Annotated in this window: 14 protein-coding genes and 1 pseudogene; 9 read left to right on the top strand and 6 right to left on the bottom strand. The window is 71.4% G+C overall.

Annotation, left to right across the window (positions count from 1 at the left end):
- Window positions 1-436: 436 nt before the first annotated feature.
- Window positions 437-1,129 carry a PepSY domain-containing protein gene (locus tag GTW43_RS10490; protein ID WP_161301375.1) on the bottom strand — a complete coding sequence of 231 codons (693 nt, stop codon included), beginning with the start codon at window positions 1,127-1,129 and terminating at the stop codon, window positions 437-439.
- Window positions 1,130-1,273: 144 nt separating this feature from the next.
- Between GTW43_RS10490 and GTW43_RS10485 the strand changes: the two genes are divergently transcribed.
- A complete protein-coding gene (locus tag GTW43_RS10485; RefSeq protein ID WP_161301374.1) occupies window positions 1,274-1,999 on the top strand; it encodes a response regulator transcription factor in 726 nt (241 codons plus the stop codon).
- Complete coding sequence (locus tag GTW43_RS10480; protein ID WP_161301373.1) at window positions 1,996-3,456, top strand: ATP-binding protein; 1,461 nt, start codon at window positions 1,996-1,998, stop codon at window positions 3,454-3,456. The genes GTW43_RS10485 and GTW43_RS10480 overlap by 4 nt, the downstream gene beginning before the upstream one ends.
- 193 nt (window positions 3,457-3,649) lie before the next feature.
- Here the strand turns inward: GTW43_RS10480 and GTW43_RS10475 are convergent, their stop codons facing one another.
- From GTW43_RS10475 to GTW43_RS10460, 4 genes and pseudogenes are all read right to left on the bottom strand, one after another.
- On the bottom strand, window positions 3,650-4,126 hold the full coding sequence (locus GTW43_RS10475; protein WP_161301372.1) for a MarR family transcriptional regulator: 477 nt from the start codon (window positions 4,124-4,126) through the stop codon (window positions 3,650-3,652).
- A gap of 140 nt (window positions 4,127-4,266) precedes the next feature.
- A pseudogene (locus GTW43_RS10470) lies at window positions 4,267-5,062 on the bottom strand (AIM24 family protein).
- Window positions 5,059-5,709: an AIM24 family protein gene (locus tag GTW43_RS10465; protein WP_161301370.1), complete on the bottom strand. Its 651-nt coding sequence runs from the start codon at window positions 5,707-5,709 to the stop codon at window positions 5,059-5,061. The pseudogene GTW43_RS10470 and the gene GTW43_RS10465 overlap by 4 nt, the downstream one beginning before the upstream one ends.
- 33 nt (window positions 5,710-5,742) lie before the next feature.
- The gene (locus GTW43_RS10460) at window positions 5,743-6,387 is read right to left on the bottom strand and encodes an AIM24 family protein (RefSeq protein ID WP_161301369.1); all 645 of its coding nucleotides are present in this window, start codon (window positions 6,385-6,387) and stop codon (window positions 5,743-5,745) included.
- Window positions 6,388-6,546: 159 nt separating this feature from the next.
- On the opposite strand from GTW43_RS10460, the gene GTW43_RS10455 reads away from it, so the two are divergent.
- The 4 genes from GTW43_RS10455 to GTW43_RS10440 all read left to right on the top strand — a co-directional run bounded on the left by GTW43_RS10455 (window position 6,547) and on the right by GTW43_RS10440 (window position 11,179).
- The gene (locus tag GTW43_RS10455; protein ID WP_161301368.1) at window positions 6,547-6,891 is read left to right on the top strand and encodes a DUF3817 domain-containing protein; all 345 of its coding nucleotides are present in this window, start codon (window positions 6,547-6,549) and stop codon (window positions 6,889-6,891) included.
- A complete protein-coding gene (locus GTW43_RS10450; RefSeq protein ID WP_161301367.1) occupies window positions 6,888-7,187 on the top strand; it encodes an MTH1187 family thiamine-binding protein in 300 nt (99 codons plus the stop codon). Before GTW43_RS10455 ends, GTW43_RS10450 begins: the two co-directional genes overlap by 4 nt.
- Window positions 7,188-7,444: 257 nt before the next feature.
- Complete coding sequence (locus GTW43_RS10445; protein WP_161301366.1) at window positions 7,445-9,211, top strand: cellulose synthase catalytic subunit; 1,767 nt, start codon at window positions 7,445-7,447, stop codon at window positions 9,209-9,211.
- Window positions 9,212-9,214: 3 nt separating this feature from the next.
- The gene (locus tag GTW43_RS10440; RefSeq protein ID WP_161301365.1) at window positions 9,215-11,179 is read left to right on the top strand and encodes a kelch motif-containing protein; all 1,965 of its coding nucleotides are present in this window, start codon (window positions 9,215-9,217) and stop codon (window positions 11,177-11,179) included.
- A gap of 24 nt (window positions 11,180-11,203) precedes the next feature.
- Here GTW43_RS10440 and GTW43_RS10435 read toward each other — a convergent pair whose 3' ends face one another.
- On the bottom strand, window positions 11,204-12,232 hold the full coding sequence (locus tag GTW43_RS10435; protein ID WP_161301364.1) for a glycoside hydrolase family 6 protein: 1,029 nt from the start codon (window positions 12,230-12,232) through the stop codon (window positions 11,204-11,206).
- A 229-nt stretch (window positions 12,233-12,461) separates the two neighbouring features.
- On the opposite strand from GTW43_RS10435, the gene GTW43_RS10430 reads away from it, so the two are divergent.
- From GTW43_RS10430 to GTW43_RS10420, 3 genes are all read left to right on the top strand, one after another.
- The gene (locus GTW43_RS10430) at window positions 12,462-12,971 is read left to right on the top strand and encodes a MarR family transcriptional regulator (RefSeq protein WP_161301363.1); all 510 of its coding nucleotides are present in this window, start codon (window positions 12,462-12,464) and stop codon (window positions 12,969-12,971) included.
- Between the two features lie 56 nt (window positions 12,972-13,027).
- Window positions 13,028-13,366, top strand: coding sequence for a DUF3817 domain-containing protein (locus GTW43_RS10425; RefSeq protein WP_161301362.1), 339 nt, complete (start codon window positions 13,028-13,030; stop codon window positions 13,364-13,366).
- Between the two features lie 91 nt (window positions 13,367-13,457).
- Window positions 13,458-15,158, top strand: coding sequence for a methylmalonyl-CoA mutase family protein (locus tag GTW43_RS10420; protein WP_161301376.1), 1,701 nt, complete (start codon window positions 13,458-13,460; stop codon window positions 15,156-15,158).
- Window positions 15,159-15,222 lie beyond the last annotated feature (64 nt).

Below are 15,222 nucleotides of genomic sequence, written 5' to 3'. Positions count from 1 at the left end.
GGAGGGGGCGGGATGGTGGGATCGGGGCGGCGCCACGGCGCGGGCTGGGCGTATCGGCGTATCGGTAGACCTGCGACCCGGGTCGGGGCAGCGCATGCCCGAGGTGGACACCGATACGCCCGGTGCCGGGCCGAGCGCCCCGGAGGGGGTGGGGCGGCGTGACGGTGCGGGCCCCGGGTCGGACTGCCCCGTCAGGGGCGCGGGGAACTGCGCGATCAGCCACGACGGTGCGGGAGTCGGCGATGGGGGCTTGGCCCCTACGGCGGGGTGTCGTGGCGCGGGCTCGTCGTGATGCGCGTCCGGTGCTGGGGTGCCGCCTTGCCCACCCGTGCCGCCCTGGGGGTCCCCCCCGGACGGAGTCTGGGGGAGGCAGACTGCCCAAGGCGGGGGCGGCGTGGGGCCGGGGCGCGGCGGGCCCCGGCCAAGGCGGCGCAGGTCAGTCGTCGTAGGCCGGGGTCGGGGTGGTCCCGGTCAGGGAGACGTGCCAGTGCCGCTCCACCCCGGACGGGGACGTCGTCTCGACCTCCCAGGCCCGCCCCCGCGACCCCGCGTCGTCGTCCAGCTCCACGGACGTGACCGCACCCCGCCCCGCCGCCGCCCGCGCCGCGTCGGCCGCCGACGTCGACGTCCCGCGGAGCGCGCTCGACACCCGCCGCGCCGAGTCGTCGTCATCGTCGTCGTCGGGCTCGACGTGTGCCCCGAGCACCTTGCCCGTGCCGGGGTCGACCACGACGTGGTGCCAGGTCTTCCCGCCGGAGAGGACGTCGACGTCCCAGACGAGCCGGCCGTCGTCGGAGTCGAGGTCCACCTCGGTCGCCGTGCCGGGCGTGTGCCGCAGGGCCGCCGCGACGGCCTCCTCGGCGCTCACCCGGGCGTCCCGGGCTTCCCGTGCGTTCTCCCGCCGGTCGTCGTCCCGACCGTCGGAGTCGGCGCCGGAGCCGGCGCCGGAGCCGGCGCTGGAGTCGGCGTCGTCGCGATCGTCGTCGTCGACGGCCCGCACGCTGGACCGCGACGCGGCCGACGACGTGTCGTCGTCGGCCTCCCCGGCGAAGGCCACCGTCGTGGCGGTGCCGGCCCCGATCACGACGGCGGCGGCGACAGCGGAGAGTGTGAGGGTACGGCGCTTCATGAGAACTCCCGTTCCAAGGGTGAGAAGGGCGAGAAGAGTCGAGTACGGATGCGGTGCTGCGAGAACCACGCTGCCCGACCGATGCTGAAGCCCCGCTGAAGGACCCTGAAGACTCCTTCAGCTTCGACCTGCCACCCTGAACCCATGCTCCCGCCCGTCTCCCACCACCGCCCCGCTCGAGGCGCCGCGCGCCGCCCCCCTCGGGTCCTGATCGTGGAGGACGAGCGCCGCCTCGCCCTCTCCCTGGCCGCCGGCCTCACCGCCGAGGGCTGTGCGGTGGACGTCGTGCACCACGGCACCGAGGGCCTGCACCGGGCGAGCGAGGGCGCGTACGACCTGGTCGTGCTCGACATCATGCTGCCGGGGACGAACGGTTACCGCGTCTGTGCCGCCCTGCGCGCGGCCGGTCACGACATGCCGATCCTGATGCTCACCGCCAAGGACGGCGAGTACGACGAGGCGGAGGGCCTGGACACGGGCGCCGACGACTACCTGACCAAGCCGTTCTCGTACGTCGTGCTCGTGGCCCGCGTGAAGGCCCTGCTGCGCCGCCGGGACCGTACGGGCGGCGGGCACGCCGTGCACACCGTCGGCCCGTACGCCGTGGACACGGCGGCCCGCCGGGTCACGCGCGCCCAGGGCGGTGAAGTCCCGCTCACGGCAAAGGAGTTCGCGGTGCTGGAGCAGCTCGTGCTGCGCCGCGACGAGGTCGTGTCGAAGAGCGAGATCCTGGAGCACGTGTGGGACTTCGCCTACGAGGGTGATCCGAACATCGTCGAGGTGTACGTCAGCGCCCTGCGCCGCAAGCTCGGCGCGGAGCTCATCCGCACGGTGCGCGGCGCCGGTTACCTCCTGGAGGTCCCGCGATGAGCCGGCTGCTCGGCTCCGTACGGGCGCGGGCCGCCCTCGCCGCCACTCTCGTCGTCGCGGTCGCGCTGGTCGCCGCGGGCACCGCCGTCGTGCTGGCCCTGCGCACGAATCTGACCGGGGAGGCGGACGACGCCGCCGACGCCTCGGCCCGCCGGGTGACCGCGTCGCTGGTCACGAAGACCGGCAAGGACGCCCTGGACCTGGACGACGCCGCCGGTCCGGTGCAGGTGGTCGACGAGCACGGCCGGCTGCTCGCGGCGACGGAGGACCTGGAGCACATCACGGGGACGGCGACCGGCGCGGTCCGCCCGGCCGCCGCCACGCCCGCTCCCGCCACCGGCGGGAGCGCCGACGATGCGGAGGACGGGGCCGACGCGGACGACAGCGACGACGACAGTGCCTCACCGCGGGCCCGGGGCGAGGTCGACGACAAGACCCGGTTCAGCGACGGCACGGCCACCGTCGACGGCGACACGGCCGACTACCGGTTCGCCGCGGTCGAGGTCGAGGACACGCCGTACGGCGACGTGACGGTGTTCGCGGGCGCGCCTCTGTCGGCCGAGCGCAGCGCCGTGACGACGACCTCGCGCGCGATGCTGATCGGTTTTCCGCTGCTGCTCGTGGTGGTCGCCGCCGTGACCTGGCTGGTGACGCGGCGCGCGCTGCGCCCGGTCGAGGGCATCCGGGCCGAGATGGCGGCGATCACCGCCTCCCGCGACCTGGGCCGCCGGGTCCCGGTCCCGGGCACGCACGACGAGGTGGCCCGGCTCGCCCGTACGACGAACGAGACGCTGGCCGCGCTCGAGGACTCGGTGGAGCGCCAGCGCCGCTTCGTGGCGGACGCCTCGCACGAGCTGCGCAGCCCGATCGCGTCGCTGCGGACGCAGCTCGAAGTGGGCGCGGCGCACCCGGCGTTGCTCGATGTGCCGGGCGCCGTCGAGGACACCGTACGGCTGCAGGAGCTGGCCGCCGATCTGCTGCTGCTCGCGCGGCTCGACGCGGGGGAGCGGCCGGCCGGCACGGCGGTGGACGTGGCCGCGCTGGTCCGCGAGGAGCTGTCGCAGCGGGCCGGTGACCGGGTGCCGGTGTCGGTCTCGGTGCAGGGTGAGCGGACGCGCGTGACGGGGTCGCGGGGCCAGCTGGCCCGGGTCGTCACGAACCTGGTGGACAACGCGCAGCGGCACGCCCGCACGACGGTGCGGGTCACGGTGGAGGGGGAGTCCGGCCGGGTCCTCGTGGCGGTCGCGGACGACGGCGACGGGGTGCCGGAGGCGGAGCGGGAGCGGGTCTTCGAGCGGTTCGTACGGCTCGACGACGCGCGGTCACGGGACGGCGGCGGGGCGGGTCTGGGTCTCGCGATCGCCCGGGACGTGGCCGAGCGGCACGGCGGCACCCTGACGGTCGCCACCGCGCCCGGGGGCGGCGCCCTGTTCACTCTCGGGCTGCCCGGGGGCTGACCCTGACGGTGTGCGCCACGGTGGCGCGACGGGCCGGGACGCGCAAGGGAAGACCGGGACCCGAAACGGAAGGCCGGGACGCGACAGGGAAGGCCGGGACGGCGGTTTCACGCCGCCCCGGGACCGGCCGGGCGGGCCCCGGAGAAGGTCGGCGGTCCTCTGTGTGCCGCCCGGCCGTGTGCGTCGGGGGCGGTCAGGGTTTGCCGCGCTGCGAACGCAAGTGGTCGGCGATCGGGCCGAGCGCCCTGCGCAGGCCGGCCAGGTCCTCGGCCGGGACGAGGTCGATGAAGTTCCGGCGCACGGACGCCACGTGGTGCGGGGCGACCTGGCGCATGGTCTCCAGGCCGTAGTCGGTCAGCACGGTGTAGAGGCCGCGCCGGTCCGACTCGCAGTTCTCGCGGCGGACCAGGCCCGCGTTCTCCATCCGGGTGATCTGGTGGGAGAGGCGGGACTTGGACTGCAGGGTCGCGGCCGCGAGGTCGCTCATCCGCATGCGGTGGTCCTCCGCCTCGGAGAGGTTGACCAGGATCTCGTAGTCGTTCATGGTCAGGCCGAAGGGCTGGAGGTCTCTCTCCAGCTGGTAGTTGAGCAGCCTGTTGACCTCCAGGTGGGTGCGCCAGGCGCACTGCTCCTCGTCGGTCAGCCACTGCGGGGCCGTCTGGGTCTCCATGTAATCGAGTCTACCTAAAAAGTTGAAAGGTGAACGAATCTGGGAGTTGTGACGCCGCCCACCCCCTGTCCACCCGGTCCCTCCAGGGTGCCTCCCCCGATGGGGTCACGCGTTCGACGTCACACTCCGCAGACTACCGTTCACAGCGCGGAGCGAAGTCGGCGGCCGCGGAGCTGTCCGGGAAGGCGCGGTGCCCGCTCCCGGCGTGCGCGGACCCGGCCGTGAGACAGGTCACCTGCCCGGGACGCCCGGTTGTTCCGGGATCAATGACTCGCTGGACTGCAGCAGGACGGTCCCGGCCCCCACGAACTCGAACTGGTGCTCCTCGCCGGAGGTGCCGCCGATCCCCGTCATCGCACGTAGACCGCCGATCACCCCGGTCAGGTACGCGTGGTCGTAGTGGTGGCACGGCGACGGGCAGTCGGCCCAGCCGACGAGCGCCTCCGGATCCACCCGCAGCGGAGGCTCCATGAACACCACGGGACCGTTTGAAGCAGCGACGAATTTGCCGGTGCCAATGAGTGTGAGGAAGCCGGGGACGATGGACTGCTTCAGCGAGAGACTTGGCTGAAAAGCGAGCAGGTTGGCCGCCCGGATCGTCAGATTGCCGTCGTCCAGGTCGTACGAGTTCACGTCGAAGGCCCGGTCCGCGAGCAGCATCTTGCCGTTGCCCTCCGCGACGACCCAGTCCATCGCGTGCAGCGGCGAGTGGAACGAGGTGCGCACCAGGTGCTGGAGGTGCCCGTGCCCGATCCCGTTGAACTGGATGTGCCCGTAGTAGGCGATCATCTTGCCCTTCTGGAGGAACCACTGACCGCCGCCGTAGCCGCCCGGCGCCCCGCCCGCCCCCTTCAGGTCCACGCAGAACGTGTACGGGTTCACGTTGTCGTCGACCGGCAGGGTCGCCGGGTCGAACACGGTCGGACCGGCCGTCACAGCTTCTCCTCCGAGGCCTGCACGTAGACGGCCCCGCGGCCGCTCAGCTCCAGCTGGAACCCCTCACCGCTGCCGCGGCCCACCATCTCCCGCCAGCCGAGCGCCGTGGACAGCCGGTTCTCCACGGATCCGTGGTGCGCGACGTACGCCTGCGGGTCCACGTGCACCGGGCGGCCCGGCTCGATGGGTACCTCGATGACGCCCCCGTGCGCCAGGACGGCCACCGACCCGTGCCCGTACAGCGTCGTGGTGAACAGCCCCTGCCCGGTGACCTGGCCGCGGACCATGCCCATCACGCCGCCCTGCGAGCCCATGAACATCGTGCCCTGCTGCAGCGCCCCGTCGAAGGCGAGCAGCCGGTCCGCCTCCACGTAGAGGGTGTCGCCGGTCAGCTCGATCACCTGGATGTGGTGTCCGCCGTGCCCGAACAGCACGGTGCCGTCGCCCTCCACGGTCATCAGCGGCGTCGCCTCGCCGGCCACCCGGCGCCCGATCATGGACGTCAGTCCGCCCGTGCCGCCCTGGAGGTTCGGGGTGAAGCTCACGTTCCCCCGGTAGGCGAGCATCGCCCCGCGCTGGCTGTACAGGCGTTGCCCGGGCACGATCCGGGCCTCGATCATCTTCGAGTTGATCTCGGTGAAGGGCATCAGCCGGTCCCCCTGGTCACGCGCTCCCCCTCGTCACACGTTTCCCCCGATCGTGTTGCGCTCGCTGGGCTGCACGTAGACCAGCCCCTCGCCCTCGAACCGGAGCTGGACGCCCTCGCCGCCGCCCTCACCCATGAACGTACGGGAGGTGACCCCGGACTGGAGCGTCTGCCGCAGCTCGCCCTGGTGCGCGATGTACGCGCCCGGGTCGACCGCCAGCGGGAACGCGCCGCTCACCCGGAGCACCACCGCGGGCCCGTCGCTCATGACGGCGGCCTGGCCGTGGCCCTCGACGGTCGTCGTGAACAGCCCGTTGCCCTGCGCCGCTCCGCGCATCCCCGTGAAGGTGGTGCCGGTGCGCAGACCCGTCGCCGTGCACAGCAGATTGCTCGCCTCGACGTAGAGCCGGTCCCCGCGCAGCTCCACCAGATTGATCTCGCTCGCACGGTCCGCGAACCAGCACGTGCCCTGGCCCTTCACCTCCATCACGGTCATGTGCTCGCCCGTGACGCGGCGCGTCATCATCCCGCGGATGCCCTCGCCGCCCCCGCTGAGCCGCTTGAAGGTCATCCGGCCGTCGTAGGCGACCATCGCCCCGTTCTTCGCCCTGACGCTGTCGTTGTCGTCCGCCATGTCGACGGCGAGCATCTTGCTGCCCTGGAGTCGGAAGGTCGCCACGTGCCCGACGGTATCCGGCGGGGGAGCCCGCCGACAGGGTGCGCGGGGCGCGGTGCCACAATGGGTGACGCTTGTGCGTACGTTCACAAGATCGTCATGCCCTGACAAAACCGGGGCACGGCCGACCGCCGCCACTCCCGCTTCTGCCGAAGGTGCCCCGTGGACATCAAGACCGCCTCCGCCCTCCGCCGCCTCCGTCTGGTCTCCGCCCCGGAGGCCGTCTCCTTCCTGCTGCTGCTCGTGTGCTCCGTGCTCAAGCGGACGACGGACTTCAACGCGGTGCCGGTGATGGGCGCGGTGCACGGCGTGCTCTTCGTGCTCTACGTGATCTTCTGGCTGGACGCCTGGAACCGTGCGAAGTGGGGCGTCGGCCGCGCCGCCCTCTACTTCGTCCTGTCCGTCCTGCCCACCGGCGGCTTCTTCGCCGAGCGCAAGCTCAAGCGCGAGGCCGAGGACGCGGTCATCGCGACCCGCGCCCGCAAGGAAGGTGTCGTGAACGCATGATCGTCGCCTTCTCCGTGACCCCGCTCGGGGTCGGCGAGGACGTGGGGGAGTACGTCGCCGACGCGGTCCGCGTCGTGCGCGAGTCCGGCCTGCCGCACCGCACCGACGCGATGTTCACCTCGATCGAGGGAGAGTCCTGGGACGAGGTCATGGACGTCGTCAAGCGCGCCGTCGCCGCCGTCGAGGAGCGCGCCCCGCGCGTCTCGCTCGTCCTCAAGGCCGACATCCGACCCGGCGTCACCGACGGCCTGACGTCGAAGGTCGACACGATCGAGCGCCATCTCTCCGCGCCGTAGCACCGCATCGGCGTCCCCGCACCGGCGCCATGACGCCGGGACGCGCCCCGGACATGCTCCGCACGCACTCCGGACGCGCCGTCAGTCGACGAGGCGTCAGGCCGGCCCGCCGCGCCGCCTGACGCCCCGGCAGGTCCGTTCACTCGCCTGCATGGCTCTATAGCTCACTCGTCCGCCCGCTCTGGTTAGACACGCCCAAAGATGTCCCTTTTGGTGAGGGTATCGATACGGCCGATCACCAGATCCTGGAGGGCGCTGTGCGGCCTGAGAGCTATGACTACGACACCTACAGCCGGCTGGCCGGACCGCTGACGAAGCCGTCCGGCCGGGGCCGTTACCGGGTCCAGTACACATCGCTGCTCTCGCGCGAGCCCCGCCGAATACGCGCCGTCCTGCTGATGAGCCTGGCGCCGGTGCTCACCGGGGCGCTCCTCGTCTATCTCGTCTGGCCCAGCCACTGGGTCGAGCGCGAGGGCGGCGACAGCTGGCTCGTCGGACTCGACACCGTGATGCTCGTCTCGATCGGGCTCATCGAGCTGTTCATGCTCGTCAACGTCCTGTCCATCGCCCACGCGACGATGGTCGCCAGGGACCCCGTCCCCGTCGTCCCCGAACCGGGCACCCGGGTCGCGTTCCTCACGACGTACGTCCCCGGCAAGGAGCCCCTCGCGATGGTGCGGGCCACCCTCGAGGGCGCCGTGCGCATCCGGCACGACGGCCCGTTCGACGTGTGGCTGCTCGACGAGGGCGACGACACCGCCGCCAAGGCCCTCTGCGCCGAGCTCGGCGTACGCCACTTCACCCGCTTCGGCGTCCCGGAGTGGAACCAGAAGAAGGGCGTCCACAAGACCCGCACCAAGCACGGCAACTACAACGCCTGGCTCGCGATGCACGGCGGCGCCTACGACTTCTTCGCCTCCGTCGACACCGACCACGTGCCGCACCCCGAGTTCCTCGAGCGCATGATGGGGTACTTCCGCGACCCGGACATCGCCTTCGTCGTCGGCCCGCAGGTGTACGGCAACTACACCTCCCCGGTCACCAAGGCCGCCGAGTCCCAGCAGTTCCTCTTCCACGCGCTGATCCAGCGGGCCGGCAACCGCTACCGGGCCCCCATGTTCGTCGGCACCAACAACGTCGTCCGCATCAGCGCCCTGCGCCAGATCGGCGGCCTCGTCGACTCCATCACCGAGGACATGGCCACCGGCTTCGAGATCCACCGGCACAAGAACCCGCTGACCCGGGCGCACTGGCGCTCCGTCTACACCCCCGACGTGCTCGCCGTCGGCGAGGGCCCGGCCTCCTGGACGGACTTCTTCACCCAGCAGATGCGCTGGTCGCGCGGCACCTACGAGACGCTGTTCAAGCAGTACTGGAAGGCGCCGCTCTCGATGCCCCCGGGCCGCCTGTTCTCGTACACGATGATGCTCTTCTACTACCCCATGACGGCCGTCAACTGGCTGCTCGGCGTGCTCAGCTGCGTGCTGTTCCTCTGGTTCGGCGCGTCCGGCACCGAGGTGTCCGCGTCCGTGTGGCTGATGCTCTACAGCGACGCCGCCGCACTCCAGGTCGGCCTCTACCTGTGGAACCGCCGGCACAACGTCTCCCCGCACGAGCCCGAGGGCTCCGGCGGCCTGGCCGGCATGGCGATGTCCGCGATCTCCGCGCCCATCTACCTCAAGTCGCTCGGCGCGGCCCTGCTGCGCCGCCCCAGCCGCTTCGTGGTCACCCCGAAGGGCGGCGACGCCAGCCCGGACCGGCCGCTCACCTTCCGGATCCATCTGACCTGGGCCGCCGTGCTCGGCACCTCGCTCCTGGCGTCCGTCGTCCTCGACCACACCCACGCGGCCATGCGCACCTGGGCGGTCCTCGCCCTGTGCATCGCGCTCGCCCCGGCCGTCGTCTGGTACGTCACCGAGCGCCGCGCCCGCCCGGCCGCCGCCCCCGCCGCGGAGCCCGAGCACGAGCCCGCCCTGGCCGTGAGCGCCGGCCGCGTCACCAGCACGAGCACAGGAGGGAACTGACCCATGGCCTACCGGCCCACCCCGCGCATGAAGAAGAGCATCCTGACGGCGAGCGCCGCGGCCCTCCTGGTCGGACTGAACGCCCCGGCCGCCTGGACCTTCGCGTCCGAGCAGTACCACGACTGGAAGATCGCCCAGCCGGAGTACCAGGCGCAGTACGGCTCCTGGTCGCGGGTCGACATCCCCGAGAAGTACCGGACCAACGCGATCCACGCGGCGCTGCTGCACACCGGCAAGGTCCTCATCGTCGCCGGCTCCGGCAACGAGCAGAAGAAGTTCGACAAGGGCAGCTTCGACACCGTGCTGTGGGACCCGCAGAAGAACACCTTCAAGAAGATCGCCACCCCGGTGGACTTCTTCTGCGGCGGCCACGCCCAGCTTCCCTCGGGCAAGCTCCTGGTGGCCGGCGGCACGGCCCGCTACGAGCAGCTCGACGGCGAGGTCACCAAGGCCGGCGGCGGCATGCGGGTCAAGAACGAGAGCCCCGACAAGGCCGTCACCCTGAAGAAGGGCACCCGGTTCCGCTCGCCGTCCGGGGTCGAGTACGTCTCCCAGTTCGACGTCACGATCCCGAAGGCCAAGCGCAAGCAGCAGATCACGTACAGCCGGGCCGGCGTGATGCAGCCCTGGAAGACGAAGGTCACCGCGAGCGAGGCCCGCGTCTTCGTGCAGGCCACCCGCGAGGGCAAGCAGTACGAGACGAAGAAGCAGGCGCAGTACGAGGTCGAGGGCCTGGACGGCAAGGACGCCGACAACGTCTACGGGCTCTCCGAGAAGATCACCATGGACAAGGAGGACTTCCAGGGGATCCGGGCGGCCTACGAGTTCGACCCGGTCGCCGAGAAGTACGTGCCGGTCGACCCGATGGCGAAGGCCCGCTGGTACCCGACCCTGGTCGGCCTGGCGGACGGCCGGGTGCTCGCCGTCTCCGGCCTGGACGACGTCGGCGTCATCGACCCCGGGGACAACGAGATCTACGACCCGAAGACCAAGAAGTGGTCGATGGGCCCCAAGCGGTACTTCCCGACGTACCCGGCGCTCTTCCTCACCAAGGGCGGCAAGCTCTTCTACCCCGCGTCCAACGCCGGGTACGGCCCCGCCGACAAGGGCCGTGAGCCCGGCCTGTGGGACCTGAAGACCAACACCTTCGAGAAGGTGCCCGGCCTCGAGGACCAGGACGAGACGGAGACGTCGGCGTCCCTGCTGCTGCCCCCGGCGCAGGACCAGAAGGTGATGGTCCTCGGCGGTGGCGGAGTCGGCGAGTCGAAGAAGTCGACGGCGCGCACGGCGGTCGTGGACCTCAAGCAGGAGAACCCGTCCTTCACGTCCGGCCCGAAACTCCCGCAGGGCACCCGCTACCTGAACAGCGTGATCATGCCGGACGACACCGTCTTCACCACGAACGGGTCGAGCGACTACCGCGGGCGCAGTGCCAGCAACATCTTCAAGGCGCAGTTCTACGACCCCAAGGACAACGGCTTCCACGAGGCGGCCGAACCGACCGTCGGCCGCAACTACCACTCGGAGGCGCTGCTGCTGCCCGACGGGCGCGTGGTCACGTTCGGCTCCGACCCGCTCTTCGACGACCAGCAGAACACCAAGCTGGGCCACTTCGAGCAGCGCATGGAGATCTTCACCCCGCCCGCGCTGCACCGGGGCGGCGACAAGCGGCCGGTGCTCGGCGCCGGGCCCGAGCAGCTGCCGGACAGCCACCGCGTGACGTACCGGACCGCCGACGCGGGCCGGATCACGTCGGCCCGGCTGATGCGGCCCTCCGCCGTGACCCACACGACGGACGTCGAGCAGCGCTCGATCGCGCTGGACCTGAAGAAGGAGAAGGGAGCGGTCACCCTCGGCGTCCCGAAGGACCCGGCCCTGGTGCCGCCGGGCTGGTACATGCTCTTCGTGACGGACGCCGACGGCGTGTCGTCCGAGGCGAAGTGGGTCAAGGTCGGCTCGGACGACTGACGTGCCTGAGGGGGAGCGGTGGTGTCAGCCGCGTGCGCCGCGGGCCAGGCCCAGCGCGTAGTCGGCCCACCACTTGCCCGCGGGCGGACCGCCCCGGCACGTGCCGTCCGACTCGCCGGGCCGCTTGACCCAGAGGAACGCGTCGACCAGCGGATCACCGGTCCGGGTGGTCGGCGCGGTGCCGAGCCGCCGCCCCGGCGGATTGCACCACGCGTCGGCCTGGCCGTTCCCGTACGGACCGGCGCCGTTGCGGCTGGTGTCCACGACGAAGTGGGCACCGCCCAGCGCCTGCGAGAGCAGCTTCCCGTACGCGGTGCTCGCCTCGTCCGTCTGGAAGTTGGAGACGTTCAGCGAGAAGCCGTCCGCCTTGTCGATGCCGGCCCGGCGCAGCGGCTCCACCAGCTTGGAGGCGTCCGGGATCCAGGCGGGGTTGCCGGCGTCGAGGTACACCTTGGTGTTCGGCTGCTTCTTCAGCCGGTCCACGGCCCCGGAGATCAGCTGGTACCGCTCCTCCTGGTACTCGGCGGGGGTGCAGCCGTCGACGATGTGCCCGAGCGCGTCGGGCTCCAGGACGACGAGCGCCTTCGCGTCGCCGATGCCCGTCGCGAACGCGTCGATCCACTGGTAGTAGAAGTCCGCGCTGTGCGCCCCGCCGGCCGAGTGCTGTCCGCAGTCCCGGTGCGGGATGTTGTAGGCGACCAGGACCATCGTCTTGTCGGCCTTCTTCGCCTGCGAGGCCGCGGCGGCGATCGCGGGGCGCGGGTAGTCGCCGGGCACCCACATGCCCTGTGGGTGGGCGGAGATGCGCCGGATCACGGCCGCGTCGGAGGTACGCCCCTGCTTCTGCCAGGCGGCGGCCTGGGTGGCCGCCGCCGAGTCGGGGTCGACCCAGAAGGGCGAGCTGTCGGAGGTGTCGCCGGGGGCGGTGCGCCCGGCGGTGGTGGCGGCGCGGCCCTCACGGCCGCCGTCGGTGCAGCCTGCGGTCAGGGCGGTCACGAGAAGTGCGGCGGCCACGAGGGCGCGGACGGGTGGACGGACGGACGGGACGGGCATCCTGCCCCCTGGTTCGGAGCGAGCAATCGGTTCGGAACGAGCAGTGGCGAGCGGAGCGGGTGGTGCGTGCCGCATGCTACGGATCGAACCGTCACAATCCGGGCAATGGTGACGGAGAGTGGCCAGAGTTCCATCGATCAGGCCCCGCTCGGGTCCGTACGGCCGGGCCGGGCGGTCAAAGGGCGAGACGGGGCTGACCGGCATATGACCGGCCGGTAGGGTCGGGGGCGTGCCCAAGCCGCTCAGTCTTGCCTTCGACCCGATCGCCCGCGCCGACGAACTCTGGGAACAGCGCTGGGGTGCCGTGCCCTCCATGGCCGCGATCACCTCGATCATGCGCGCGCACCAGATCCTGCTCGCCGAGGTCGACTCGGTCGTCAAGCCGTACGGGCTCACCTTCGCGCGCTACGAGGCACTCGTGCTGCTCACCTTCTCCAAGGCGGGCGAGCTGCCGATGTCGAAGATCGGCGAGCGCCTGATGGTGCACCCGACGTCCGTGACGAACACGGTCGACCGCCTGGTGCGGTCCGGTCTCGTCGACAAGCGCCCCAACCCCAACGACGGGCGCGGCACCCTCGCCACGATCACCGAGAAGGGCCGCGAGGTGGTCGAGGCGGCCACCAGGGACCTGATGGGGATGGACTTCGGCCTCGGGGTCTACGACGCGGAGGAGTGCGCGGAGATCTTCGCGATGCTGCGCCCCCTGCGGGTGGCCGCGAAGGACTTCGACGAGGCGTGACGGACCCCACCGGGGCCGCCTCGAGATCGAGCAAAACGGACGGTTACGCTCGACCCATGAAGAAGAGCGTGCTGACTCGCTACCGCGTCATGGCCTACGTGACCGGTGTCCTCCTCGTCCTCCTCTGCCTCGGCATGATCGCCAAGTACGCGTTCAAGGCGGACGGCGCGGACGACCTCACGAAGGTCATCGCCATCGCGCACGGCTGGCTCTACGTCGTCTACCTGATCTGCGCCTTCGACCTGGGCTCCAAGGCCAAGTGGCCGGTCGGCAAGCAGCTGTGGGTACTGATCGCGGGCACCATCCCGACGGCGGCGTTCTTCGTGGAGCGCAAGATCTCCGCGGAGCTGGACGCCAAGGTCAAGGACCCCGACGAGGCGCTCGCCGGGGCCTGACGGCCCGCACGGCGGTCCGGCCCCGCGGGTCGGCCGCCGTTTCCCATCGACATTTACTAGGACGTCCAAGTAAATTTGAGGCATGGGAAGCATGGACGCTGACGCGATCGAGGAAGGCCGCCGTCGCTGGCAGGCCCGTTACGACGCCGCCCGCAAGCGCGACGCCGACTTCACGACGCTCTCCGGTGACCCGGTCGAGCCGGCCTACGGGCCCCGGCCCGGGGACACCTACGAGGGCTTCGAGCGGATCGGCTGGCCCGGTGAGTACCCCTTCACCCGCGGGCTCTACCCGACCGGGTACCGGGGCCGGACCTGGACCATCCGCCAGTTCGCCGGGTTCGGCAACGCCGAGCAGACGAACGAGCGCTACAAGATGATCCTGGCCGCCGGCGGCGGCGGCCTCTCCGTCGCCTTCGACATGCCGACGCTCATGGGCCGCGACTCCGACGACCCCCGCGCGCTCGGCGAGGTCGGCCACTGCGGCGTCGCCATCGACTCCGCCGCCGACATGGAGGTCCTCTTCAAGGACATCCCGCTCGGCGACGTCACGACCTCGATGACGATCAGCGGCCCCGCCGTCCCGGTCTTCTGCATGTACCTCGTCGCCGCCGAGCGGCAGGGCGTCGACCCGGCTGTGCTCAACGGCACGCTCCAGACCGACATCTTCAAGGAGTACATCGCGCAGAAGGAGTGGCTCTTCGAGCCCGAGCCGCACCTGCGCCTCATCGGCGACCTGATGGAGCACTGCGCCGCCTCCATCCCCGCCTACAAGCCCCTGTCGGTCTCCGGCTACCACATCCGCGAGGCCGGAGCCACGGCCGCGCAGGAGCTCGCGTACACGCTCGCCGACGGCTTCGGGTACGTCGAGCTCGGCCTGTCCCGCGGCCTCGACGTGGACGTGTTCGCGCCCGGCCTCTCCTTCTTCTTCGACGCGCACGTCGACTTCTTCGAGGAGATCGCCAAGTTCCGCGCCGCGCGCCGCATCTGGGCCCGCTGGATGCGTGACGTCTACGGGGCGCGGAGCGACAAGGCCCAGTGGCTGCGCTTCCACACCCAGACCGCCGGCGTCTCGCTCACCGCGCAGCAGCCGTACAACAACGTCGTCCGGACCGCCGTGGAGGCGCTGGCGGCCGTGCTCGGCGGCACCAACTCCCTGCACACCAACGCGCTCGACGAGACCCTCGCCCTGCCCAGCGAGCAGGCCGCCGAGATCGCCCTGCGCACGCAGCAGGTCCTGATGGAGGAGACCGGCGTCGCCAACGTCGCGGACCCGCTGGGCGGTTCCTGGTTCGTCGAGCAGCTCACCGACCGCATCGAGGCCGACGCCGAGAAGATCTTCGACCAGATCAAGGAGCGTGGTCTGCGGGCGCACCCCGACGGGCAGCACCCCATCGGGCCCGTCACGTCCGGCATCCTGCGCGGCATCGAGGACGGCTGGTTCACCGGCGAGATCGCCGAATCGGCGTTCCGGTACCAGCAGTCGCTCGAGAAGGGCGACAAGCGGGTCGTCGGCGTCAACACGGCGACCGGGTCCGTCACCGGCGACCTCGAGATCCTGCGCGTCAGCCACGAGGTCGAGCGCGAGCAGGTCCGGGCGCTCGGCGACCGCAAGGCGCGGCGGGACGACGCGGTCGTGCGGTCGGCCCTGGAGGCGATGGTCGCCGCCGCGCGGGACGGGTCGAACATGATCGGGCCGATGCTCGACGCGGTGCGGGCGGAAGCGACGCTGGGCGAGATCTGCGGTGTGCTGCGCGACGAGTGGGGCGTCTACGTGGAGCCCGCCGGCTTCTGACCCGGGGTTCTTGGTCCCCCTGCGGGCCGGTGGGGGCTGGTCGCGCCCCGCGGCGAAGCCGCTG

This window comes from Streptomyces sp. SID5785 (genome assembly GCF_009870065.1).
GTDB lineage: Bacteria > Actinomycetota > Actinomycetes > Streptomycetales > Streptomycetaceae > Streptomyces.
This window is presented reverse-complemented; position numbering and strand designations above follow the sequence as displayed.

Bases quoted from the DNA above. Each gene is read 5' to 3' on its own strand.
- GTW43_RS10425 (WP_161301362.1), top strand. From the start codon at position 13,028: ATGAAGAAGAGCGTGCTGACTCGCTACCGCGTCATGGCCTACGTGACC.
- GTW43_RS10475 (WP_161301372.1), bottom strand. From the start codon at position 4,126: ATGGAGACCCAGACGGCCCCGCAGTGGCTGACCGACGAGGAGCAGTGC.
- GTW43_RS10450 (WP_161301367.1), top strand. From the start codon at position 6,888: ATGATCGTCGCCTTCTCCGTGACCCCGCTCGGGGTCGGCGAGGACGTG.
- GTW43_RS10435 (WP_161301364.1), bottom strand. From the start codon at position 12,232: ATGCCCGTCCCGTCCGTCCGTCCACCCGTCCGCGCCCTCGTGGCCGCC.
- GTW43_RS10440 (WP_161301365.1), top strand. From the start codon at position 9,215: ATGGCCTACCGGCCCACCCCGCGCATGAAGAAGAGCATCCTGACGGCG.
- GTW43_RS10480 (WP_161301373.1), top strand. From the start codon at position 1,996: ATGAGCCGGCTGCTCGGCTCCGTACGGGCGCGGGCCGCCCTCGCCGCC.
- GTW43_RS10420 (WP_161301376.1), top strand. From the start codon at position 13,458: ATGGACGCTGACGCGATCGAGGAAGGCCGCCGTCGCTGGCAGGCCCGT.
- GTW43_RS10490 (WP_161301375.1), bottom strand. From the start codon at position 1,129: ATGAAGCGCCGTACCCTCACACTCTCCGCTGTCGCCGCCGCCGTCGTG.
- GTW43_RS10465 (WP_161301370.1), bottom strand. From the start codon at position 5,709: ATGCCCTTCACCGAGATCAACTCGAAGATGATCGAGGCCCGGATCGTG.
- GTW43_RS10485 (WP_161301374.1), top strand. From the start codon at position 1,274: ATGCTCCCGCCCGTCTCCCACCACCGCCCCGCTCGAGGCGCCGCGCGC.